Origin of the sequence: Streptomyces sp. ITFR-6, assembly GCF_031844725.1 — a bacterium.
GTDB lineage: Bacteria > Actinomycetota > Actinomycetes > Streptomycetales > Streptomycetaceae > Streptomyces.
In genome coordinates this window covers 8,213,500-8,234,991 of sequence record NZ_CP134612.1, presented here as the reverse complement: position 1 = coordinate 8,234,991, position 21,492 = coordinate 8,213,500, and the positions used below count along the sequence as shown (strand labels likewise).

16 protein-coding genes and 2 pseudogenes are annotated in these 21,492 nt (G+C 71.2%); 6 read left to right on the top strand and 12 right to left on the bottom strand.

Translation table 11 applies throughout. The features are described 5' to 3' along the window. Nucleotides 1-5: 5 nt before the first annotated feature. The 6 genes from RLT59_RS37220 to RLT59_RS37195 all read right to left on the bottom strand — a co-directional run bounded on the left by RLT59_RS37220 (nt 6) and on the right by RLT59_RS37195 (nt 4,927). Nucleotides 6-485, bottom strand: coding sequence for an SRPBCC family protein (locus RLT59_RS37220; protein WP_311307479.1), 480 nt, complete (start codon nt 483-485; stop codon nt 6-8). A gap of 1 nt (nt 486) precedes the next feature. Then, nucleotides 487-744 (bottom strand): phosphopantetheine-binding protein, encoded by a 258-nt coding sequence (locus tag RLT59_RS37215; RefSeq protein WP_311307478.1) that lies wholly within the window; start codon nt 742-744, stop codon nt 487-489. Between the two features lie 40 nt (nt 745-784). Continuing rightward, nucleotides 785-2,032, bottom strand: a complete 1,248-nt coding sequence (locus RLT59_RS37210; protein ID WP_311307477.1) for a beta-ketoacyl synthase N-terminal-like domain-containing protein — start codon at nt 2,030-2,032, stop codon at nt 785-787. After that, complete coding sequence (locus RLT59_RS37205; RefSeq protein WP_311307476.1) at nt 2,029-3,297, bottom strand: beta-ketoacyl-[acyl-carrier-protein] synthase family protein; 1,269 nt, start codon at nt 3,295-3,297, stop codon at nt 2,029-2,031. Before RLT59_RS37205 ends, RLT59_RS37210 begins: the two co-directional genes overlap by 4 nt. After that, nucleotides 3,294-3,728, bottom strand: a complete 435-nt coding sequence (locus RLT59_RS37200) for a cupin domain-containing protein (protein WP_311307475.1) — start codon at nt 3,726-3,728, stop codon at nt 3,294-3,296. Before RLT59_RS37200 ends, RLT59_RS37205 begins: the two co-directional genes overlap by 4 nt. Nucleotides 3,729-3,805: 77 nt before the next feature. Continuing rightward, a complete protein-coding gene (locus tag RLT59_RS37195) occupies nt 3,806-4,927 on the bottom strand; it encodes a TcmI family type II polyketide cyclase (RefSeq protein ID WP_311307474.1) in 1,122 nt (373 codons plus the stop codon). A 276-nt stretch (nt 4,928-5,203) separates the two neighbouring features. Between RLT59_RS37195 and RLT59_RS37190 the strand changes: the two genes are divergently transcribed. Further along, nucleotides 5,204-6,838 carry an FAD-dependent oxidoreductase gene (locus RLT59_RS37190; protein WP_311307473.1) on the top strand — a complete coding sequence of 545 codons (1,635 nt, stop codon included), beginning with the start codon at nt 5,204-5,206 and terminating at the stop codon, nt 6,836-6,838. 17 nt (nt 6,839-6,855) lie between these two features. Here the strand turns inward: RLT59_RS37190 and RLT59_RS37185 are convergent, their stop codons facing one another. Further along, complete coding sequence (locus RLT59_RS37185) at nt 6,856-8,379, bottom strand: alpha/beta fold hydrolase (RefSeq protein ID WP_311307472.1); 1,524 nt, start codon at nt 8,377-8,379, stop codon at nt 6,856-6,858. A 209-nt stretch (nt 8,380-8,588) separates the two neighbouring features. Between RLT59_RS37185 and paaK the strand changes: the two genes are divergently transcribed. Together paaK and RLT59_RS37175 are read left to right on the top strand one after the other, a co-directional pair. After that, nucleotides 8,589-9,884: a phenylacetate--CoA ligase PaaK gene (gene paaK, locus RLT59_RS37180; RefSeq protein ID WP_311307471.1), complete on the top strand. Its 1,296-nt coding sequence runs from the start codon at nt 8,589-8,591 to the stop codon at nt 9,882-9,884. 172 nt (nt 9,885-10,056) lie between these two features. Continuing rightward, complete coding sequence (locus tag RLT59_RS37175; protein ID WP_311307470.1) at nt 10,057-10,845, top strand: SAM-dependent methyltransferase; 789 nt, start codon at nt 10,057-10,059, stop codon at nt 10,843-10,845. Here the strand turns inward: RLT59_RS37175 and RLT59_RS37170 are convergent. From RLT59_RS37170 to RLT59_RS37160, 3 genes are all read right to left on the bottom strand, one after another. Then, the gene (locus RLT59_RS37170) at nt 10,818-12,356 is read right to left on the bottom strand and encodes an acyl-CoA synthetase (protein ID WP_311307469.1); all 1,539 of its coding nucleotides are present in this window, start codon (nt 12,354-12,356) and stop codon (nt 10,818-10,820) included. The two genes, RLT59_RS37175 and RLT59_RS37170, sit on opposite strands and share 28 nt — an antisense overlap. A gap of 83 nt (nt 12,357-12,439) precedes the next feature. Further along, nucleotides 12,440-13,981: an acyl-CoA synthetase gene (locus tag RLT59_RS37165; protein WP_311307468.1), complete on the bottom strand. Its 1,542-nt coding sequence runs from the start codon at nt 13,979-13,981 to the stop codon at nt 12,440-12,442. Beyond that, nucleotides 13,978-15,087, bottom strand: coding sequence for an NAD(P)H-dependent flavin oxidoreductase (locus RLT59_RS37160; protein WP_311307467.1), 1,110 nt, complete (start codon nt 15,085-15,087; stop codon nt 13,978-13,980). The genes RLT59_RS37165 and RLT59_RS37160 overlap by 4 nt, the downstream gene beginning before the upstream one ends. A gap of 181 nt (nt 15,088-15,268) precedes the next feature. Between RLT59_RS37160 and RLT59_RS37155 the strand changes: the two are divergent. Beyond that, nucleotides 15,269-17,119 (top strand): annotated as a pseudogene (locus RLT59_RS37155) (serine hydrolase). A 43-nt stretch (nt 17,120-17,162) separates the two neighbouring features. Here RLT59_RS37155 and RLT59_RS37150 read toward each other — a convergent pair. Beyond that, nucleotides 17,163-18,190 (bottom strand): annotated as a pseudogene (locus RLT59_RS37150) (aldo/keto reductase). Between the two features lie 230 nt (nt 18,191-18,420). On the opposite strand from RLT59_RS37150, the gene RLT59_RS39545 reads away from it, so the two are divergent. Beyond that, nucleotides 18,421-18,942 (top strand): SbtR family transcriptional regulator, encoded by a 522-nt coding sequence (locus tag RLT59_RS39545; protein ID WP_399126760.1) that lies wholly within the window; start codon nt 18,421-18,423, stop codon nt 18,940-18,942. On the opposite strand, the gene RLT59_RS37145 is transcribed toward RLT59_RS39545, so the two are convergent. Then, entirely contained in the window at nt 18,824-19,939 is a 1,116-nt protein-coding gene (locus tag RLT59_RS37145; protein WP_311307466.1) for a LacI family DNA-binding transcriptional regulator, read from the bottom strand. The two genes, RLT59_RS39545 and RLT59_RS37145, sit on opposite strands and share 119 nt — an antisense overlap. Nucleotides 19,940-20,164: 225 nt before the next feature. On the opposite strand from RLT59_RS37145, the gene RLT59_RS37140 reads away from it, so the two are divergent. Beyond that, nucleotides 20,165-21,433: an ABC transporter substrate-binding protein gene (locus RLT59_RS37140; protein ID WP_311307465.1), complete on the top strand. Its 1,269-nt coding sequence runs from the start codon at nt 20,165-20,167 to the stop codon at nt 21,431-21,433. Nucleotides 21,434-21,492: the final 59 nt, after the last annotated feature.

Below are 21,492 nucleotides of genomic sequence, written 5' to 3'. Positions count from 1 at the left end.
GGGCGTCAGCCGGCCGTGACGGACGCCGAGCGGCGCTCACGGTCGCGCTGCTCGATCTTGTCCCGGATGAGCTCCATCTGGACGCGCGAGTTGCGGTTGATGTTGTCGGTCATCCAGGCGTCGTCGACCGGGGCGTCCGGGCGCATCGCGAAGTCCTGCGCCCAGTGCATGCGCGTGCCGCCGGGGACCTCGGAGTACTCCCAGTGGATGTCCATGTGCTGGAACGGGCCGGGCTCGACGCGACGGGCGCGGACCTTGCGGGCGCGGCGGTCGGTGGTGCGCTCGGAGACCCAGCTCCACACCTTGTCGTTCTCGTCGGGGTGCATGGTCAGGCGGAAGGTGGTCCGCTCGCCGTCGCGTTCGATGATCTCGACCGCGGCGTACTCGCTGAACAGGTCTGGCCAGTTCGCAAGGTCGTTCGTCATGTCCCAGACGAGGTCCAGGGGGGCGGCGATGACGATCTCGTTCTCGGTGTGTCCGGACACGTCAGGCTCCTGTCATGAGGCTGTTGTTGACGAGGTCGAGGAACTCTCGGGGCGTCTTGCACCGGTCGGCGTCGGCCGGCAGCGGCTGTCCGTGCCGGTTCTCCAGCACGCCGACGATGCCGAGGAGGCCCAGGGAGTCGAGGCCGAACTCGTCGAAGGCGGTGCCGGAGCGGTTCTCCATCTCCCGGGGGTCGACGGTCAGTCCGGCGCCCTTCTTCATCAGGGCGGCGAGTTCGTCGTAGGTCAGTCGATCGGTCATGAGGGGCTTCTTCCTTCTCGCGGGGATTTTCGGTGGGCTCTCACGCGCCGCGGTCGGGGCGCCGCAGCACCATCGCCGCGTTGGAGCCCATGAGGCCGCGGCTGAGCACGAGCGCCGTCCGCAGTTCGGCGGCACGGGCCCGTCCGGTGACGACGTCGAGGTCGTGGCAGACCTCGAACACGTTCGGCGTCGGCGGGATCAGACCGTTCTCCATGGCGAGCACGGCGGCCGCCGCGTCGAGGACGGGGGCACCGCAGTACGCCCGCCCGATGCCGGTCTTGGGCGCCGTCACCGGAACCCGCGTGCCGTGCGCACCGAGGGCGTCGGCCAGCGCCAGCGCCTCCGCACGGTCCGCGGCGGGTACGCCGAGGGCGTCCGCGAAGACCACGTCGATCTCCTCGGGCGCGCAGCCGGCCTCCCGCAGCGCCCCCTCGATGGCATGGGCGAGCCCCTCGCGGGACTCCTCCCAGCGCATCGCGGTGGTGAAGGTGGCCGCGTGACCGGCGACCTCGGCCCTGACCCGGGCGCCGCGCTCCCGGGCCGCGCCCTCCTCCTCGACCACGAACATCGCGCCGCCCTCCGCGGGCACGAATCCGCAGGCGTCCGAGGTGAACGGGCGGTAGGCCCGCGTCGGGTCCTCGCAGGCGCTCAGGTCGCGGTATCCGAGCTGGCAGACGACGGAGTACGGCGCGAGCGGGGCCTCCGCCGCGCCGACGACCACCGCGTCGGTGCCGCGCCGGACGGACCGGGCCGCGTGGGCCAGGGCGTCCAGGCCTCCGGCCTCGTCACTGGCCACCACCGCGCAGGGCCCCTTGAAGCCGCCCCGGATGGAGATCTGGCCGGTGCTCGCGGCGTAGAACCAGGCGATCGACTGGTAGGGGCCGACGTACTTGGATCCCTGGCCCCACAGCCGTTGCAGTTCGCGCTGGCCGAACTCGCCGCCGCCGGAACCGGCGGCGGTGACCACGCCCACGCTGAACGGCTTGTCCTCGTAGTCGGCGCGGCCCAGCCGGGCGTCGTCCAGGGCCATGTCCGCCGCGGCCATCGCGAAGTGCGTGAACCGGTCGGTCTGGACGAGGTAGCGCTCCTCGATCAGGCTGACCGGATCGAAGCCCCTGACCTCGCCGGCCACGTGCAGCGGGAGCTCCTCGCACCCTTCGCGGCTGACCCGGTCCAGGACGCTCATGCCTTCCTGCGTCCGCTTCCAGAAGGTCTCGGTGGACGTGCCGTTGGGGGCGACGACGCCGATGCCGGTGATGACGGTCTGCCGGGCCTTGTCGGTGCTCATGGTGTCCTCCCACCGGTTCTGGTCAGGGCGACAGCGGACTGGAAGCCGCCGAAGCCGCTGCCGACGGAGAGAACACTGCGCAGCTTCAGCGGGCGTGCGGTGCGCGGCACGTAGTCGAGGTCGCACTCGGGGTCCGGGGACTCGTAGTTCGCCGTCGGCGGGACTGTCTGGTTGACCAGCGCGAGTACGCAGGCCGCGATCTCTATCGCCCCGATCGCGCCGAGCGAGTGGCCGACCATCGACTTGATGGAGCTCATCGGTACGTCGTGGGCGTGCGCACCGAGCGCCCGCTTCACGGCGGCCGTCTCGTGCCGGTCGTTCTGTTTGGTGCCCGAGCCGTGCGCGTTGACGTAGTCGATGTCCGACGCGGCGATCCGGGCGTGGCCCAGTGCCCGGTTGATGGCCTCGGCCATCTCCAGGCCCTCCGGGGTCAGCCCGGTCATGTGGTAGGCGTTGCCGAAGGTCGCGTAGCCGGCGATCTCGCAGTACACCGTCGCGCCCCGGGCGCGGGCGTGCTCCAGTTCCTCCAGCACGAGTACGGCGCCGCCCTCGCCCATCACGAAGCCGTCACGGCGGGAGTCGAAGGGCCGGGAGGCGTGTTCCGGGTCCTCGTTGTTGGCGGAGGTCGCCTTGATCGCGTCGAAGCACGCCACCGTGATCGGGGTGATCGGGGAGTCCGACGCCCCCGCGACGCAGACGTCGACGCGGCCGTCCTCGATGGAGTGGAAAGCGTAGCCGATCGCGTCGAGACCGGAGGTGCAGCCCGTCGAGACGGTCTGCACCGGACCGTGCGCCCCGACCTGCTCGGCGACCGCGGAGGCCAGCGAACTCGGGGAGAACGCCCGCTCCAGATGGGGCCCGGCCGGACGGTGGTCGACGTCCCAGCGCGCGCCGCTGCCGCTGACCGCGACGTAGTCGTGCTCCAGCCGGGTGGTTCCGCCGACGGCCGTGCCGAGCGAGACGCCCATCCGCCAGGGATCGGTGCGCTCCTGGTCCAGGCCCGCGTCCGCGAGTGCCTCGCGGGCGGCCACCATCGCGAACTGGACGTACCGGTCGGAGCGGGCGACCTCGTCCTCGTCGAGCCCGTGGGCCGCCGGGTCGAAGTCGCACTCGGCGGCGATCCGGGACCGGAAGCCGGCCGGGTCGAAGAGCGTGATGCCGCGCGTCGCGGTGCGGCCGTTGGCGAGGAGGTCCCAGAAGGCCGGTGCGCCGATCCCGCCCGGAGCGACGACCCCGACCCCGGTGACCGCCACCCGCCGGGTCATGAAGCGGCCTCGGTTCGTTCTGGCGGCGCGGCCTGCTCGGGGGCCTCGGTCTGCTCGGTGTCGACGTGTCCGAGCTCCGGGCGCGGTGCGAGGGGGCCGAGGTGGAAGACCATGCGGACCTCGGTGTCACCGACGTTGCGGAAGCGGTGGCGTACGTTCAGCGGGATCAGCAGCCCCTGGTCGGGCCGCATCGCGTACGGCTCACCGTCCAGGTCGACCTCCAGGAGCCCGTTCACCACGTACACGAACTCCTCCGAGTACGGGTGGTAGTGCTCCGCGATGCGGTCGCCGGGCTGGATTGTGGCCAGCCCCATGAAGCCGCTGGTGGCGCCTACGGCCGTCGGAGTGAGCAGGGCTCGCAGGTCGCCTCCGCGCCTGGTGTTGGGCTGGGTCTCACTGAGGTCCACGATGCGTGGCCGGTGCGTGGTCATGAGTGTCTTCCTCCTGGCGCGTTGCGCGTTGTGTCGACGGGTCGAGCGAGAACCCCCCGCTCTGCTGGGTACGCGGTTCAGGACTCCGCGGCCCGCCGGTCGGTGATCAGGTGCATCCCGGCGCGGCCGAGGAAGCGCATGGCGTCCTGGTCGCCGGTGGGCACGGGGTTCGCCTCCCCGTCGAGGAGGCGGGCGAGCCGGGCCGCCTTGCCGGGGCCGTGGATACCCAGCGACCGGTCGGGCTGGGCGTCGAGGGGGCCGTCCACTTCCAGCAGCCGTACGACGATGTCGTCGCGCTGGAAGATGGTGCTGCTGTCGATGGGGCTGCCGGTGTCGTCGGCCTCCTCCTCGTCGTGCTCGGCCAGGAGGCGGGCCAGGGCCATGCCGCAGCCCTCCTTGGCCTGGTAGAACAGCGCGTGGCGCTTGAGGTCCCGGTCGGGGTGGCGGCCCGTCGTCACGTGGTGGACGGTGGGCAGCGCCGCGCGGGTGAAGAACATCCGGGCGGAGTCGGGGTCGGCCAGGTCGCGGTCCTGCTCCAGGTACGGGTTGAGCGCCTCCTCGACGGCCCGGATCTCCGGCTGCCGGGAGACGTGGCGCAGGGCCGCGAGGAGGTCGCCCTCGACCTCGACCGCGCGCACGACGCGGTTGCCGTGCATGAAGAGCGAGGTGCGGCGCAGCCGGGTGTGCTCGTCGACCCGTGCCTTCGGGGGGTCGTAGTCGGCGAGGATCTTCGCGACCCGCTCCTCGGTGCCCGGCTTCACGGTGAAGGTCAGCGCGTGGCGCACGATCCCGTCCCCGAGGCGGGGCGCCGCCTGCAGGCCGCCCTTGGCCGGCTCGAAGCTCTCCTCGAAGGCGGCGCCGGTCTCGCGCAGGACGCTGAAGCGCAGCGAGCGGGTGTCGCGCACGCAGCTGTGCAGGGGCTGGACCGTGGCGACGTGGTCCTCGCTGTTGACCCAGGCCAGGAAGGGCGGGGCGCTCTCCCACTCGCTGGTGATGAGCCACTGGGAGGGGTTCTCGATGGACTGGCACAACTGGTCGCTGATGTGGCCGGGGATGGAGGCCACCTGGTTGCGCATGTGCTCGTAGGCCTCCAGGAACTGCTTCTGGGCGCCGTCGTGCAGGTCAAGCAGCAGGATGACCCGCAGCCTTGATCCGTCGAAGGCGGACTGGGAGGTCCGTTCCGAGAGGGTGGTGGTCATCTTTCGAACTCCTTCGAGACGGTGGGGCGGCCCGGCCCGCCGGTTCGCTGGGTAACCGGTGGCTGTCGAGTGGAATCGGAGCGGGGAGTCTCCCGGCAGCTGCGCACGGTCCGCCCAGGACCGCGGGCGTCGTCTCCGTCACCGATCGTGAAACGCTGGTCCGGCTGACGCGAGATTTATGAACCGTTCAGGTGAGCGGGCGTCCGAACCGCTCCGAGAGGGCTCCGGCAGGGGCATGGACACTGCATCTGTACGGCGTCCGAGCTGGAGCAACTCATGAACGAGAACGTCGACCTCCATGTACCGGTCCTCATCGTGGGCGGATCCCTGGTGGGTCTGTCCGCGTCCCTCTTCCTCGGCCGGCTCGGCGTCGAGCATCTGCTGGTCGAGAAGCACGCGGCCACCTCGACGCATCCGCGCGGCCGAGGCAACAACGTCCGCACGATGGAGGTCTTCCGCCGGGCGGGGGTGGAGGAGCGGATCCGGGCGGCCGCGTCGGTGCTGGCGGAGAACCACGGCATCCTGCAGGCGGGTTCGCTGACCGGTGACGACCAGGAGTGGCTGTTCAAGGAGATCGACCCGGGTGGCGCACTCGCCCGGTTCAGCCCGACGGGCTGGTGTCTGTGCAGCCAGAACGACCTGGAGCCCGTGCTGCTGGACCGGGCCCGGGAGCAGGGCGGTGACCTTCGGTTCTCCACCGAACTGCTGTCGTTCGACCCGGACGGCTCAGGTGTCGGGGCGGTCCTGAAGAACCGGGAGACGGGTGAGCACACCACCGTTCGGGCGGACTATCTCATCGCCGCCGACGGCCCGCGCAGTCCGGTCCGCGAGCAGCTGCGTATCGGCCGTTCGGGTGCCGGCGACCTGTTCCACAACGTGAGTATCACCTTCCGTTCCCGCCGGCTCGCCGAGGTGCTCGGTGACCGGCGCTTCATCGTCTGCTACCTGACCAATCCGGAGGCGGACGGCGCCCTGCTGCCGGTGGACAACGAGGAGCAGTGGGTGTTCCACGCGCCGTGGCAGTCCGACCGGGGCGAGACGTTGGAGGACTTCACGGACGAGCGGTGCGCCGAGCACATCCGCAAGGCGGTGGGCGCCCCGGACATCGATGTGGAGATCACCGGCAAGGCGCCGTGGCACGCGGCGGAGCGGGTGGCGGACCGCTACTCACGGGGCCGGGTGTTCCTCGCCGGTGACTCGGCGCACGAGATGTCGCCCACCGGGGCGTTCGGCTCCAACACCGGCATCCAGGACGCGCACAACCTGGCGTGGAAGCTGGCCGCCGTGCTGCGCGGTGAGGCGGGTCCGGGTCTGCTGGACACCTACGGGGCGGAGCGGCTGCCGGTGGCGCGGGCGACGAGCGAGCGGGCCTCGGCGCGTTCCGGCGAGCACAGCCACCCGGGGTACGCGCCGCCGCCCACGGTGGGCGGCGGCAAGCGCGGCGGCATGCTGAACGTGGCGCTGGGCTACCGCTATGTGGAGGGTGCGGTGCTGGGCGTCGCCCCGGATCAGCCGGTGGTGCCGCAGGGGATGCAGCTGACGGGTGAGCCGGGCAGCCGCGCACCGCACCTGTGGGTCCGGCGCGCCGGGGAGCGGATCTCCACCCTGGACCTGTACGAGCGCTCGTTCGTGCTGCTCACCGATGGCGCGGACGTGGCGTGGCGGCGGGCGGCGGCCCGGGTCGGTGACCAGCTGTCGGTGCGGCTGGACGCGTTCGGCATCGGCACCGGTCCCGGCGGCGATCTGGAGCCGGAGGCCGGTGCCGACTGGGCCGAGGCGCACGGGACGAGCACCGAAGGCGCGGTGCTGGTCCGCCCCGACGGGTTCGTCGCCTGGCGTTCAGCGGCGGGCGTCGCGGACGCGGAGGCGACGCTGCGCGACGTCATGGTGTCGCTGCTGCGCCGGGGCTGACCCGGCGGGCGGCCGGGTCAGGCCACGCCGAACGACCGGAGCGCCGCGAGGAATTCCTCCGGCCGTTCGGTGTGGACGAGATGGCCCGCGTCGATGGTGACGAGCCGGCCGCCGGGGATCCGCCGGGCCATCCGGGCGAGGTCCTCCTGGTCGATGTGGCTTCGTGGTCCGCCGCCGATGACCAGGGTGGGCGCGGTGATCTCACCGAGGCGTTCCCGGCTCGCCGGATCGGGCTCGTTGAGCTGGGCGTCGATGGACGGCACCACGGGCCAGTCGAAGCCGAGCTCCCCGTCGGGGCGTTCCGCTGGTCCGCGGGGCGGGTCGAGCGGGAAGGGCGGCGGGGCCTCCTCCAGGACGAGCCGGCCGATGAGTCCGGGCTGCCGCCCGGCCAGCAGGCAGGCCGCCGCGCCGCCCATGGAGTGCCCGACGACCGTGGCGCCGGACAGGTTGCGGGCCTCCAGGAACGCGTGCAGGTCGTCGCGGAACAGCTCGAAGGAGTAGCGGCCTGGCCAGTCGCTGAGGCCGTGGCCGCGGAAGTCGATGGCGTACACCCGGTTCCGGGCGGCCAGCTGTCCGGCGACCCGGGTCCAGGTGCGGCTGTCGTCGCAGCGGCCGTGGACCAGCACGACCGGCGGTGCGGACGGGTCTCCCCACACCCGGTAGGCGAGCCGTGTCCCGCCGGCCTGCACGCTGTGCACCTCCGGGTCCAGGAAGGCTGCGGCGGTGCGGACGAAGGCCCCGGGATCGTCCAGCCACGGGAAGTGCGCGGCACCGCGCTGGACGGCGAACTCGCCTTCCGGGAAGAGCGCGGCGAGTTCGGCGGCACGGTCGGGGGTCGTCACGCCGTCGTACTCCCCGGCGAGGACGAGCACCGGGGACGCCAGCGCGTGGAGCGCGGCCACCGTCGCGGCCGGGTCGAAGGCGCCGGGCGCGTAATAGCCCTGTGCGGCAACGGCGTTGATCTGTGCGGCGGACGAGGCGGCGTGGGCCTGCGCGGCGGCGTCCCAGCGGCCGTAGAGGAACGGCCGGGAGGCGGCGCGCAGTTCGTCGTCGAGGCGTCCGGTCCAGATCTCCTCCAGGGCCGGGAGCGCCTCCTCGTACCACGGTTCCGAGCTACGCAGCGCGGCGGCCTCGCGGGCCTCGCGCTCGGCGAATCCGAGCCCGGCGGCCCGCGTGGTGGGGGCGACGAGGAGCAGGCGGCGCAGCGCTCCCGGGTATCGCGCGGCGTAGAGCACGGCGAGGTCCGCCGCCGCCGAGTGGGCGAGCAGATCGATGTGTTCCAGCCCGAGGTGTTCGCGCAGTGCCTCGACGTCGTCGACCAGCCGGTCGCAGCGGTAGGTGGAGGTGTCGTCCGGTACGGCGGAGTCCCCGGTGCCCCGCAGATCGAGCAGCACCAGTTGCCGGTGGCCGTCGAGTCCGCCCAGGCGTCCGAGATAGGTACTGGCCCGCATGGCCCCGCCCGGCAGGCAGATCAGAGGCGTGCCCTGTCCTTCGAGGTGATACGCGAGCTCGGTTCCGTCGTACGTGTGGAAAGTCGGCATGGAAACCATCCAAACAGGGCCGACCGGGTGATGCGGCTCTGTTCGGTACGAGCGTATCCGCGACGGACCGGCCGCGTCGGGGACGGCCGCGCGACATGCGTCCGGTCCCACCTCTTGCCAGCGGGCCGAAGATCCTGAATTACTGCTCCCGGGAGGAGCGACCGAATGATCGGTCGTCTGCACGATGCGCACGGAAGAGGGAGATCCGCATGACGGCTCTGCTGGACGCGGCGGAACGGATGGACCGCGAGGAGCTGCGGGCGCTCCAGCTCGAACGGCTGCGGGCGACACTGCTGCACGCGTACACCCACGTCGGCCACTACCGGGCCGCGCTCGACCGCGCGGGACTGCACCCCGACGACTGCCGCTCGCTCGCCGACCTCGCCAGGTTCCCCTTCACCACCAAGGCCGATCTGCGGGACAACTACCCGTTCGGGATGTTCGCGGTGCCCGAGGAGCGGGTGCGCCGGATCCACGCCTCCAGCGGCACGACCGGCCGCCCGACCGTCGTCGGCTACACCCAGGGGGATCTGGACACCTGGGCGGACGTGGTCGCCCGCTCCATCCGGGCGGCAGGCGGCCGCCCGGGGCAGAAGGTCCATATCGCTTACGGATACGGGCTGTTCACCGGCGGACTCGGCGCGCACTACGGGGCGGAGCGGCTCGGCTGCACGGTCATTCCCGCGTCCGGCGGCATGACGGCCCGGCAGGTCCAGCTGATCCAGGACTTCCGGCCCGAGATCATCATGGTGACGCCCTCGTACATGCTGACGCTCCTGGACGAGTTCGAGCGCCAGGGCGTCGATCCGCGGACGACCTCCCTGAAAGTGGGGATCTTCGGGGCGGAGCCGTGGACGCAGGAGATGCGGCGCGAGATCGAGGAGCGGTTCGCGATCGACGCCGTCGACATCTACGGGCTGTCCGAGGTGATGGGGCCGGGCGTCGCCCAGGAGTGCGTGGAGACGAAGGACGGGCTGCACATCTGGGAGGACCACTTCTATCCGGAGGTGGTCGACCCGTTCACCGGCGAGGTGCTGCCCGAGGGGGCGGAGGGCGAGCTGGTGTTCACCTCGCTCACCAAGGAGGCCATGCCGGTGATCCGTTACCGGACCCGGGACCTGACCCGGCTGCTGCCGGGGACGGCACGGGTCTTCCGGCGCATGGAGAAGGTCACCGGGCGCAGCGACGACCTGGTGATCCTGCGCGGCGTGAACCTCTTCCCGACGCAGATCGAGGAGATCGTGCTCCGGACCCCGGCGGTCTCGCCGCACTTCCAGCTGCGGCTGACCCGCGAGGGCCGGCTCGACGTGCTGACGGTACGGGCGGAGGCCAGGGCAGGGGCGACGCCCGAGCAGCGCGCCGCCGCCGCCGCTTCGGTCGCGGCGGCCGTCAAGGACGGGATCGGGGTCTCCGTCGGGGTGGAGATCCTCGACCCGGAGACGCTGGAGAGGTCGGTCGGCAAGTTCAGGAGGATCGTCGACGAGCGGGACAAGCCGGGCAGTTGACATCGGCCGTCTGCCATTACGGTTCAACACACCACGGTATCCGCCTGATTGCTGTGACAGGATACGGCGGCGTGGCGAAGGTCCGCTGCGCGGTCGCGCTCTGCCCCTCGCCCGTCCCGTCCAGTTCCGCGCACGCGCACCGGCTGCGCACCGAAGCGCTCTGGAGCTCTCCATGACGTCTGGCACGGCCGGCTCGCCCATCGACACCAGCAGGCCGCACCCGGCGCGTGTCTACGACTATCTGCTGGGCGGCAAGGACAACTACCCGGTGGACCAGGAGCTCGGAGAGCGGATGCCGGACGTGGCGAAGGCCGCCGTCGCGCAGAACCGCGCCTTCATGCACCGGGCGGTGGCCTGGGCCGCGCACGCGGGCGTCGACCAGTTCCTCGACATCGGCACGGGTATTCCGACCCGGCCGAACCTCCATCAGGTGGCGCAGGAGACCAACCCGGCGGCCAGGGTCGTCTACACGGACAACGATCCGATCGTCCTGCGCCACGCCGAGGCGCTGCTCGTCAGTACCCCCGAGGGCGCCACCCACTACCTCGACGCCGATGTGCGTGAGCCGGAAAAGATCCTGGACCACGCCCGGGGCCTGCTGGACTTCGGCCGGCCTGTCGCGCTGTCCCTGGTCGCCCTCATGCACTTCGTTCCCGACGAGGACGATCCCTACGGCATCACCCGCACCCTCCTGGACGCGCTGCCCTCCGGCAGCTGCCTGGTGCTTTCGCACTTCACCAAGGACTTCCTCTCCGCCGAGCAGGACAAGACCGATGAGTACAGGTCGAGCGGCATCAGCCTGCGGCCGCGGACGCGCTCGGAGGTCGCCCGGTTCTTCGACGGGCTCGACCTCGTCGAGCCCGGTCTGACCACGGCTCCCCGGTGGCGTCAGGACACGCCGCTCCCGGAGAGCACCGGGGCGACCGACAGCTTCTACGCCGGGGTCGCCCGCGTGGTCTGAGCCCCACGCGCTGTCCCGAAGCGGTCGCGCAGCTCCCGCTTGAGGATCTTGCCGCTGGCGTTGCGCGGGAGGCCGTCGACGAAAAGGACCTTCTTGGGGGCCTTGAAGTGGGCGAGCCGCTCGCGGGCGTGGCCGATCAGTTCGGCCTCCGTCGCCTCGCCCCGCAGCACGACGACGGCGGTGACGGCCTCGATCCAGCGTTCGTCGGGCAGTCCGACGACAGCCGCCTCCGCGACGGCGGGGTGGGTGTAGAGGGCGTCCTCGACCTGGCGGGAGGCGACGAGGACGCCGCCGGAGTTGATGACGTCCTTCACCCGGTCGACGATGGTGAAGTACCCCTCCGCATCGCGTACGGCGAGGTCGCCGGAGTGGAACCAGCCCTCGCGGAACGCCTCGGCGCTCTCCTGCGGCTTGTCCCAGTAGCCGCTGCACAGCTGCGGTGAGCGGAACACCACTTCGCCGGCCGTGCCGTCGGGGACGTCCGCGCCGTCCTCGTCGACCACCTTGGCCTCGACGAAGAGGACGGGCCGGCCGCAGGAGTCCATCCGGCCCTCGTGCTCCTCGGGTCCCAGGACGGTGGCGAGCGGGCCGATCTCGCTCTGCCCGAAGCAGTTGTAGAAGGCCAGTCCGGGCAGCCGGTCGCGGAGCCGTTCCAGTACCGGTACGGGCATGATCGAAGCGCCGTAGTACGCCTTGCGCAGCCCGTCGAGATCGCGCCGTTCGAATCCCGGGTGGTTGGCGAGGCCGATCCAGACGGTGGGCGGGGCGAAGACGCTGTCGGCCTGTCCGGACTCGACGAGGTCGAAGATCCGTCCGGCGTCCGGCGCGTCCAGGAGCGTGTTCTCCGCCCCGACCGCGAGGTAGGGCAGCAGGAACACGTGCATCTGCGCGGAGTGGTAGAGCGGCAGCGCGTGGACGGGCCGGTCGCCGGCCCGGAGGTCGAGGGCGGTGACGGCGCTGACGTACTCGTGGACGAGGGCGCCGTGCGTCATCATCGCGCCCTTGGGGAGCGCGGTGGTCCCCGAGGTGTACAGCAGCTGGACCAGGTCGTCCGCGTCCGGTTCGCGGCCGGGCGTGAAGGCGCGCGGGGTGGCCAGTGCGGCCAGCAGGGAATCCGGGGCATCGCGCAGTGCGCGTACCGGGTAGCCGTCCGGGACCCGCCCGGCCAGGTCCGGGTCCGTGAGGACCAGGGAGCTGCCGGACTGGCTCAGGATGTACGCCAGGTCCTCGCCCGTGAGGTTCTGGTTGACGGGCACGTGGACGAGGCCGGCGCGGGCGCAGGCGAGGAAGCCGATCAGGTACGCGTCGGAGTTGTGGGCGTAGGAGGCCACCCGGTCCCCCGGGCTCAGCCCGTGGCCGTCCATCAGGACGGCGGCCGCGGTATTGACGGCCTCCTCCAGTTCCCGGTAGGACCAGGCCCGCTCCGCGTACCGCAGGGCGGTGCGGCCGGGGGTGCGCCGTGCGCTGCGGGTCAGGACGCCGTCGACTGTGCTGCTTCGTACACCTGTCATGGCGTGATCCTGTGCGGGCCGGGCTCGGCGGTCAAGGGTCCGGATACCGCTCGGGATGTCGGAGGCGTGCGTCTGGGGGCGGTTCAGCTGTGCCCCTCCCAGTACGGCTCGCGCAGACGCCGCTTGTAGAGCTTGCCGTTGGGGTCGCGGGGCATCGTCGTGATGAAGCCGAGGGTCTTGGGGCGTTTGTACCCGGCGAGCCGCTCGGCGCAGTGGCCGAGGATCTCGGCGGCGAGCGCGTCACTCTCCGCGTACCCCTCGGCTGCTTCGACGACCGCTCTGACCTCCTCGCCCCAGTCGGCGTGCGGGATGCCGAAGACCGCGGCGTCCGCGACGGCGGGGTGGGTGAGCAGCTCGCTCTCGATCTCGGCGGGGTAGATGTTGACCCCGCCCGAGATGATCATGTCGATCTTGCGGTCGCGGAGGAAGAGATAGCCGTCCTCGTCGAGGATGCCGAGATCGCCCACCGTGAAGAAGTCCCCGATGCGGTTCTTCCGCGTCTTGCCCTCGTCCTTGTGGTAGCTGAATCCGCCGGTGCTCATCTTCATGTAGACGGTGCCGAGCTCGCCGGGTGCGAGGCGGTTGCCCTCGTCGTCGAAGACCGCGAGTTCGCTGATCGGCCAGGCCCGGCCGACCGTGCCCGGCTTCCTCAGCCAGTCCTCCGCAGTGGCGAAGGCGCCGCCGCCCTCGCTGGCCGCGTAGTACTCCTCGACGCACTGGCCCCACCAGTCAATCATGGCCCGTTTGACGTGGTCGGGGCAGGGAGCCGCCCCGTGGATGGCGTGCCGCATCGCCGTGACGTCGTAACCCCGCTTCACCTCTTCGGGCAGCGCGAGGAGGCGGTGGAACTGGGTGGGGACCATGTGCGTGTGGGTGCAGCGGTGGGTGTCCATCGCCCGCAGCATCTCCTCGGGCGACCACTTGTCCATCAGGACCAGCGGGTGGCCGATGTGCAGGGCGGCTCCCGCGAACTGGAGCACCGCCGTGTGGTAGAGCGGTGAGCAGACCAGATGGACGTTGCCGTCGAAGGGTTTGATGCCGAAGATGCCGAGGAAGCCGCCGAGGTACGTCTTTTCGGGCAGCTTTCCGGGCAGCGGGCGCCGGATGCCGCGCGGCCGCCCTGTGGTGCCGGAGGTGTAGTTCATGACCCAGCCCAGCGTGCGTCCCTCGGGGGGCGACACCGGCCGGTTCTCCAGCAGTTCGGCGTACGGGCGGAATCCTTCGACGTCGCCGACGCCGTAGCGGTGGCTGGTGGGCAGTTTCGCCTCGTCGGCGGCGGCGGTCGCGGCGTCCGTGAAGCGTTGGTGGGCGATGAGCACCTTGGCGCCGGAGTCGGAGACGATCCAGGCGATCTCGGGGCCCATCAGGTGGTGGTTGACCGGGACGAGGTAGAACCCGGCCTGCGAGGCGGCGAGGTAGGCGGTGAGGAACTCGACGCCGTTGGGCAGCACGACGGCGAAGGAGTCGCCCTCCTCCAGGCCTGCGGCGCGCAGCCCGTGGACCATCCGGTTGGCGTCGGCGTGCAGCCGGCCGGCCGTCCAGTTCTCGCCGTCGGGTGCGATCAGGATCGTGCGGTCGGGGTCTGCGGTGGCCTGGGCCCAGAAGCCGTTGGGCGGCTGGTTCATGAGGTGCTCCGTCCGGCTATGCGGTTGATCCGGTCCACGGCGCGTTCGAACCCCCGGGTGAGGTCGTCGAAGACGGCCTGCACGCCGCGCTCGGTGTTCATCCGGCCGACGATCTGGCCGACGGGGGTGCCGAGCAGCGATCCCGTCTCGTACTTCTGGATACGGGAGACGGCCTCGGCCACCAGGAGTCCCTGGAGCGGCATGGGCAGCGGGCCGGGGCCCGCCGGGTCGTCCCAGGCGTCGGTCCATTCGGTACGCAGCTGGCGCGCGGGTTTTCCGGTGAGGGCGCGGGAGCGGACGGTGTCGCCGGAGCCCGCGGCGAGGAGTTTGGCGGTCAGGGCGCGGGAGTGCATGTCGGCCTCCTCCGTGGTGAGCCAGAGGGAGCCGAGCCAGACGCCCTGGGCGCCGAGGGCCAGCCCGGCGGCGATCTGCTCGCCGCTGCCGATGCCTCCGGCGGCGAGGACGGGGAGCGGGCCCACCGCGTCGACGACGTCCGGGACGAGGACCATGGAGGCGATCTCCCCGGTGTGGCCGCCGGCTTCGTAGCCCTGCGCGACGACGACGTCGATGCCGGCGTCCGCGTGGTGCCGGGCGTGCCGGGCGCTGCCGGCGAGGGCGGCGACGAGCACGTCCTGCTCGTGGGCGCGGGCGATGACGTCGGCGGGCGGCGAGCCCAGTGCGTTGGCGAGCAGCTTGATGGGGTAGCCGAACGCGACGTCGAGCTGGTTGCGGGCGACCTCCTCCATCCAGCCGGTGATGCGCCAGCCGGAGGCCTCGCCCTCCGCGAGTTCGGGGACGCCGTGCTTGGTGAGGGTGTCCTGGACGAACTGCCGGTGTCCGGCCGGGATCATCGCCTCGACATCGGCTTCGCTGACGCCCTCCACCTTCTTCGCGGGCATCACGACGTCGAGGCCGTAGGGCTTGCCGTCGGTGTGTTCCTGCATCCAGTCGAGGTCGCGTGCGAGGTCGTCGGGGGCGGTGTAGCGGACCGCTCCGAGCACACCGAATCCGCCGGCCCGGGTGATGGCCGCGGCCACTGCGGGGAACGGCGTGAAGCCGAAGATGGCGTGCTCGATCCCCAGTTTCTTGCTCAGCTCCGTCTCCATGGGCGGCAGGATGCCGCAGTCGGACAGCCGAAGGAAGAGCTTTTCTGATGCAGTGTCAGATTCTTCATGGCTCCGGAGACCTGTGGGGCGGCGGAGGGTGTGAGTACTCTCTGGTCCGGCAGGAAGTTTCAGGCTCGGAAGAGATTTCGAAAGTTACTTTCACGCAGGAAAGGGGTTCCGGATGGCCGAGGACACGGCGGGCGGGGGCATCAGCCGGCGGAGGCTGGGCGGTGGGATGCTGGCCCTGGGCGGAGCACTCGCCCTGGCGCCGATTCCGTTCGCGGAGCGGGCGTCTGCCACGGAGCCGGAGGCGGGGGCGTCGGACATGCGCGCAGGAACCGCGGCGGGATCACCGTCCGGGCAGCACCGGCCGACGCTGCGGCGCGGCTCGGCGGCACGGGCCGGGCTGCTCCAGGAGCCGCTGGACCAGCTCGTCACCGAGGCCGAGCGATATCTCGGCGACTCCCCCGAGCACCCCTGGTACGCGGGCGCGGTGCTGCTGGCCGGGCGGGGCGGGACGGTCGCGCTGCACCGGCCGATCGGCAAGGCGGTGCGCTATGCGGCGTACGACGAGGAGACCGACACCGGGGTGGAGTTCCCGCCGGAGCAGCAGATCGCCATGGCCGAGGACACGGTGTTCGACCTGGCGTCGGTGTCGAAGCTGTTCACCTCGATCCTGGCCGTGCAGCAGATCGAACGGGGCACGCTGGAGCTGGAGGCGACGGTCGCCTCGTACCTCCCCGACTTCGCCGGCGGCGGCAAGCAGGACATCACGATCCGTCAGCTGCTCACCCACACCTCGGGCTTCCGCGCCTGAATTCCGCTCTACTCGGCGCCGACCCGGGAGGGGAAGCTGGCGCTGATCTGGAACGAGGTGCCGGCGAGCCCGCCGGGCACGGCGTACCTCTACTCCGACCTCAATCTGATCTCGCTCCAGCTGGTGCTGGAGAAGATCACCGGCCGCACCGAGGACGTCCTGCTCCGCAAGCAGATCACCGCTCCGCTCGGGATGCACCGCACCCGTTACAACCCGCCCGCCTCCTGGCGGCCGAAGATCGCCGCGACCGAGGACGAGCGGCCGCCGTGGTCCGGCCTCGACCGGGGACTCGTCTGGGGCGAGGTGCACGACGAGAACGCGTACAGCCTCGACGGCGTCGCCGGTCACGCCGGCGTCTTCTCCTGCGCCTGGGACCTGGCGGTCCTCGCCCGCACACTCCTCAACGGCGGGGTCTACGGACGCGCGAGGATCCTCTCCGCCCATTCGGTGGACCTGCTGTTCACCGACTTCAACACGGCGTTCCCGGGCGATGCGCACGGCCTCGGCTTCGAGCTCTACCAGCACTGGTACATGGGCGCGATGGCCACCCCGCGCACCGCTGGCCACACCGGGTTCACCGGCACCAGCCTGGTCCTGGACCCGAGCACCGACTCGTTCCTGATCGTCCTCGGCAACTCGGTCCACCCGGTACGCGACTGGCGCTCCGGCAGCGCGCCACGCGTCGCCACCGCCAACCAGATGGCGCGCGCCGTCGCGGTCCCGCCCGTCCGGGGCCGTACGGCCTGGTTCTCCGGCCTGGCCAGTGCGTCCGCTGCCACCCTGGCGCTCCCGCCGCTGTCCCTCAGCTCCTCGCGCGCCCGGCTGAGCTGCGCCCTGTGGTGGGACACCGAACCGGACTCCGACTTCCTGTTCCTGGAGGGCTCCTCCGACGCCGGGAAGAGCTGGCAGTCGGTGCCCTTCAGTACCGTTCCGGCGCCGCAGGACCGGCGGCCCCGGCCGGAGCCCCATCCGGCCGGCTCCGTCTCCGGCTGGTCGGGCCGGGTCTGGCACCGGCTGGACGCGGACCTGTCGGCCTGGCACGGCACGGAGCTGCGGCTGAGGTGGCGGTATGCCACGGACCAGCTGTACGTCGGCCGCGGGGTCTATGTCGACGCGATCCGGGTCGAGGACGGCGGCCGCACGGTCTTCGACGAGGGCCGGGCGGGCGATGCCCACCGCATCGAGGCGAACGGCTGGGCCCCCTCGGCGGACTGAGTCCGGTGCGGCCCGCGGCCCGCACCGGGTCCGGGCCGCCTGATCAGGCGGCGGAGCGCTCGCCGGGCACGCGGCGGCGCAGCGCGGCCTGCCCGATGGCGGGCGGGTCGTAGGCCATGTCGAGCGTCCCGACGTCGGTGCCGGGCGGCACGATGACGTCGATCCGGTCGAAGACCTCGTCGGTGAGCACGGTCCCCTCACCGGCGAGCAGGTCGTCGAGGTGCTCCATGGTGCGCGGGCCGATGATCGCCGAGGTGACACCGGGGTGGGCGATGGCGAAGGCCATCGCCAGGTGGGTCAGGGACATCCCCGCCTCCTGGGCCACCGGGATGAGCTGTTCGACCGTGTCGAGCCGGCGCTCGTCGCTCAGGTACCGGTATCCGGGGGCCGCCCGGACGCTGTCGGTCCCGGCGCCCTTGCGGAAGCGGCCGGTGAGCAGCCCTGCGCGAGCGGGCTCCAGACGATGGCGCCCATGCCGTAGCGCTCGCAGACGGGCAGCACCTCGCGTTCGATCCCCCGGTTGAGGATCGAGTACGGCGGCTGCTCGGTGCGGAAGCGCTCCAGGCCGCGCCGCTCGGCGGTCCACTGCGCCTCGACGATGTCCGACGCGGGGAAGGTGGAGGAGCCGATGGCGCGGACCTTGCCCGCGCGCACCAGGTCGGTGAGGGCGGAGAGGGTCTCCTCCACGTCGGTGTCGGGGGCGGGTCGGTGGACCTGGAAGAGGTCGACGTGGTCGGTGCCCAGCCTGCGCAGGGAGTCCTCCAGCGCGCGGACCAGCCAGCGCCGCGAATTGCCCTGCTGGGTGGGGTCGTCGCCCATCGGGAGGTGGGCCTTGGTGGCCAGCACCACCGTGTCACGGCGGCCCTTGAGGGCCTTTCCGACGATCTCCTCGGACTCACCGCGCGAGTAGGCGTCGGCGGTGTCGACGAAGTTGATCCCCGCGTCCAGCGCCTTGTGGATGATCCGGACGGACTCGTCGTGATCGCGGTTGCCCGCGGCACCGAACATCATCGCGCCGAGACAGTACGGGCTGACCTTGATGCCTGTCCGTCCCAGTGTGCGGTAGTTCATGATTCTCCTCGTGCCTTGACCGGTGCCCGGCAGAGCGCGCCCAGGCGCTACGCCGCGGCAAACGGACCATCGTTCGACTTAGACGATACGGAGCATCGCTCCGCTTAGCGAGGAGGGGGCGTCACACACGAGGACACGGCCGGCGGGAGCGGAGCCGGCGCAACCGGTGCGCAGCCCGGCAAGCGTCCGCGCGCCCACGCGCGGCGCAGCGCGAGCCGGCTGAGGCGCTCGTGGGGTGGCTGCAGCGATGCGCGGTCTTCATCGGCACGAAGCGCGGGCTGGGCGCCGCCCTCCACTCGGGCGACCGGGCCTACGGCAGCCTGCCCGATTACTTCCGGCGGCGATTCGTACCCGTACTCGGCGCACTCCTGGACACCGCGGCGCGGGCGGGCGAGATCCGCTCCGCCATCGGCCCGGACGATCTGCTGCGCGCCACGGGCAACCTGGCCATGCCCGCCCACGACGACGGGAGGGCCACACCCGGCGGATGGTCGCGCTACTCGTCGACGGGCCGCGCTACGGCGCCCGGCCCCGGGGGAACCGACCTCCCGCCGTCAACGCCCGTACCGCCTCCCGGGATCCGCGCTTCGGGGGCGCGCCCGGGGCGGCGTCCTCGCGCTCACCGCCGCCCGGTCAGCCGCGCGCCCCCGCCGTCGGGGCCGTGGGCTCACCGATGCGCGCCCGGCTCGCCGGCACCACCGCCCCCTCGGGTGCCTGCGCGGTCGACTTCCGTACGACGAGCCTCGGCCTGATCAGGAGCGAACGCCCCGCGACCGGTGCCGAGTCGATGCGTGCGCGCAGCTGCTGAAACGTCTCGGCGGCCATCTCCGGCAGCGGCTGGCGGACCGTGGTGAGCGGTGGCTCGAAGAGGTCCGCGAGCAGGATGTCATCGAACCCGACCACGGAGACGTCCTGACCGGCGCTGCGCCCGGCGTCCTTCGCGCCCCGGCAGATCCCGATCGCGCACATGTCGTTGATGGCGACGAACGCGGTGGGCGGCCGCGGCCGGCCGAGAAGCTCGCGGGCGGCGTTGCGGCCCAGTTCGGCGGCGTCCTTGTCACCGAACTCGGCGGTGTCGGCGCCGGGCCAGACGATCGCGTCGGCGGGGTCGAGGCCGGCCGACTCCAGGGCGGCCCGGAATCCGCGCAGCCGCTCGCGGCGGTTGACACTGTTGACCGAGCCGGAGACGAACGCCAGCCTGCGATGTCCCAGTTCGAGCAGGTGGCGGGTGGCCAGCTCCGCACCCATCGCGTTGTCGACGCTGATGGAGGAGAGCGAGGGAGGGTCACCCGCCTGGGCGGTGCGGTCGAACGCGACCATCTTCAGGCCGCGTCCGAGCAGCGGCGCGACGTGGTCGAGCGAGGGCAGTGAGGAGCAGAGCACCACCCCGCTCACCCCGTCGGCCAGCAGCTCCTCGCTGTACTTGAGCTCTCGGGCCGGGTCGCGCTCGCTGTTGCAGAGCAGTACGTGGTAGCCGTCGGCCAGCGCGATGGCCTCCAGCTCGCGGGCGAGCGAACCCCAGAAGGGGTTGGCGACGGACGGCACGATCAGGCCGATGACCTTGATCCGGCCGGTGCGCAGCATCCGCGCCGCGCGGTTGGGCCGGTAGCTGAGCTGCTCGATCACCTGCTCCACGCGGGCCAGGGTGGCCGCCTGCATACGGTCCGTACGCCCGTTGAGGACGTTCGACACGGTGCTCGCGGATACACCCGCGGCCTCCGCGACCTGATGGATCGTTACCCCGCTCATGCCACCTCCGGTTCGGAACGCGTTCAGCCAGACTAGTGTACCGATTTACTGAACTCTCTTCACCGGTACACCTGTTAACTTCCCTGAAAATTGTTGTGCATCAGCTGTTGACGCGCCTCTCAGGGCGTTCCTAGTCTCAGTGCATCGATTTACCAGCGCTTCCCAGCCATGGCCGGGTTGCCATCGCTGGATCGATCCACTGCCTCCACCTCAAAAGGGGTGCCCATGGAACTCAAACGACGGTCGCTGCTGGCTGCCATCGGCGCCGGCACTGCCGCGGCCGCACTCTCCGGCTGCGGCACCGGCTCCTCCGCGGCCGGCTCCGCCGACGGTCCCGCCGAGGGCGAGATCACGCTGCTCACCCCGATCTACGAGGGCGCCGACGGCAAGACGCTGTTGGAGAAGCAGATCCTCGGCGGCTTCCGGAAGAAGTATCCGGACGTCAAGGTGAACGTGGACTACACCACGTACGCGCAGCTCAACGAGAAGATCACCACGGGACTCGCGGGCGGCCTGCTGCCCGACGTGCTGATGATGGGCGTCGGCTGGATCCCGCCGTTCGCGGCCAAGAAGGCGATAGCCCCGCTGCCCGAGAAGTTCGCCACCGCGCACGACTACGAGAAGCGGGTGCTGGAGCCCTCCCGCTACGACGGCAAGCTGTACGCGCTGCCGGTGGTGCTGGACACCCGCATCGTCGTCTACCGCAAGGACCACTTCACCGAGGCCGGGATCAAGAAGACCCCGGCCAACTGGGCGGAGCTGCGGGCCGTCGCCAAGCAGCTGACGAAGGGCGGCCGGATCGGTTTCGACCCGTTCTCCATCGATCTTCGGCAGTGCTGGGAGACCTTCCTCTTCGCCAACGGCGGTCAGCTGTTCAGCGAGGACGGCAAGAAGGTGCTGTTCACCGACAGCCGGGGCGTCGAGGCACTGCAGTTCTTCAAGGACCTGTCGAAGGACGGTTCCGCGGACTACACGAAGAAGACGGACGCCGGTGCACCGTCGAACGTCCAGACCGGCAAGGCGTCGATGATGATGACGACCAGCGCCCTGTGGGAACAGTGCCGCGAGCAGTCGCCGGACCTTCTCAAGAACGACACGCTCGGCTGCTTCGTCCTCGCCAACCGCAGGCCGGCGATGCTCCAGGGCGGCACCCTGGTCACCCAGTCAGCGAGTTCCAAGCACCCCTCGGCGGCCCGTGCGCTGGTCGAGTACCTCTCCACGCCGGAATCGATCCTGGGCGCGGCCAAGCAGCGCGGTTCCGTGCCGGGGCTCAAGGACCTCAACGAATCCGGCTATGTGAAGGAGAACAAGTTCGTCGACCTGTCACTGCGGAACATGAGCGCCGCGCGCTCGGAGGGCGGCACGGCCGCGTGGATGGAGATCCGCGAGAAGATCAAGCCGACCCTTGAGCCCGCGATCGTGGGCGGACAGTCCGCGAAGGACGCCATCGCGGAACTCGGCCGGCTGGCCGAGGCCGCCATCGGCCGGATGTGAGGCGTCACTGTGGGAGCTGTATCCGTACTGAAGGCACGGCCCGCGCGGCCTCCTTCCCC

What these genes read in the sequence shown, in the direction of transcription:
- RLT59_RS37195 (WP_311307474.1), bottom strand. Translation starts at nt 4,927, where the DNA reads ATGACCACCACCCTCTCGGAACGGACCTCCCAGTCCGCCTTCGACGGA.
- paaK (WP_311307471.1), top strand. Translation starts at nt 8,589, where the DNA reads ATGACGGCTCTGCTGGACGCGGCGGAACGGATGGACCGCGAGGAGCTG.
- RLT59_RS37210 (WP_311307477.1), bottom strand. Translation starts at nt 2,032, where the DNA reads ATGAGCACCGACAAGGCCCGGCAGACCGTCATCACCGGCATCGGCGTC.
- RLT59_RS37165 (WP_311307468.1), bottom strand. Translation starts at nt 13,981, where the DNA reads ATGAACCAGCCGCCCAACGGCTTCTGGGCCCAGGCCACCGCAGACCCC.
- RLT59_RS37215 (WP_311307478.1), bottom strand. Translation starts at nt 744, where the DNA reads ATGACCGATCGACTGACCTACGACGAACTCGCCGCCCTGATGAAGAAG.
- RLT59_RS37185 (WP_311307472.1), bottom strand. Translation starts at nt 8,379, where the DNA reads ATGCCGACTTTCCACACGTACGACGGAACCGAGCTCGCGTATCACCTC.
- RLT59_RS37190 (WP_311307473.1), top strand. Translation starts at nt 5,204, where the DNA reads ATGAACGAGAACGTCGACCTCCATGTACCGGTCCTCATCGTGGGCGGA.
- RLT59_RS37145 (WP_311307466.1), bottom strand. Translation starts at nt 19,939, where the DNA reads ATGAGCGGGGTAACGATCCATCAGGTCGCGGAGGCCGCGGGTGTATCC.
- RLT59_RS37170 (WP_311307469.1), bottom strand. Translation starts at nt 12,356, where the DNA reads ATGACAGGTGTACGAAGCAGCACAGTCGACGGCGTCCTGACCCGCAGC.
- RLT59_RS37205 (WP_311307476.1), bottom strand. Translation starts at nt 3,297, where the DNA reads ATGACCCGGCGGGTGGCGGTCACCGGGGTCGGGGTCGTCGCTCCGGGC.
- RLT59_RS37175 (WP_311307470.1), top strand. Translation starts at nt 10,057, where the DNA reads ATGACGTCTGGCACGGCCGGCTCGCCCATCGACACCAGCAGGCCGCAC.
- RLT59_RS37140 (WP_311307465.1), top strand. Translation starts at nt 20,165, where the DNA reads ATGGAACTCAAACGACGGTCGCTGCTGGCTGCCATCGGCGCCGGCACT.
- RLT59_RS37200 (WP_311307475.1), bottom strand. Translation starts at nt 3,728, where the DNA reads ATGACCACGCACCGGCCACGCATCGTGGACCTCAGTGAGACCCAGCCC.
- RLT59_RS37160 (WP_311307467.1), bottom strand. Translation starts at nt 15,087, where the DNA reads ATGGAGACGGAGCTGAGCAAGAAACTGGGGATCGAGCACGCCATCTTC.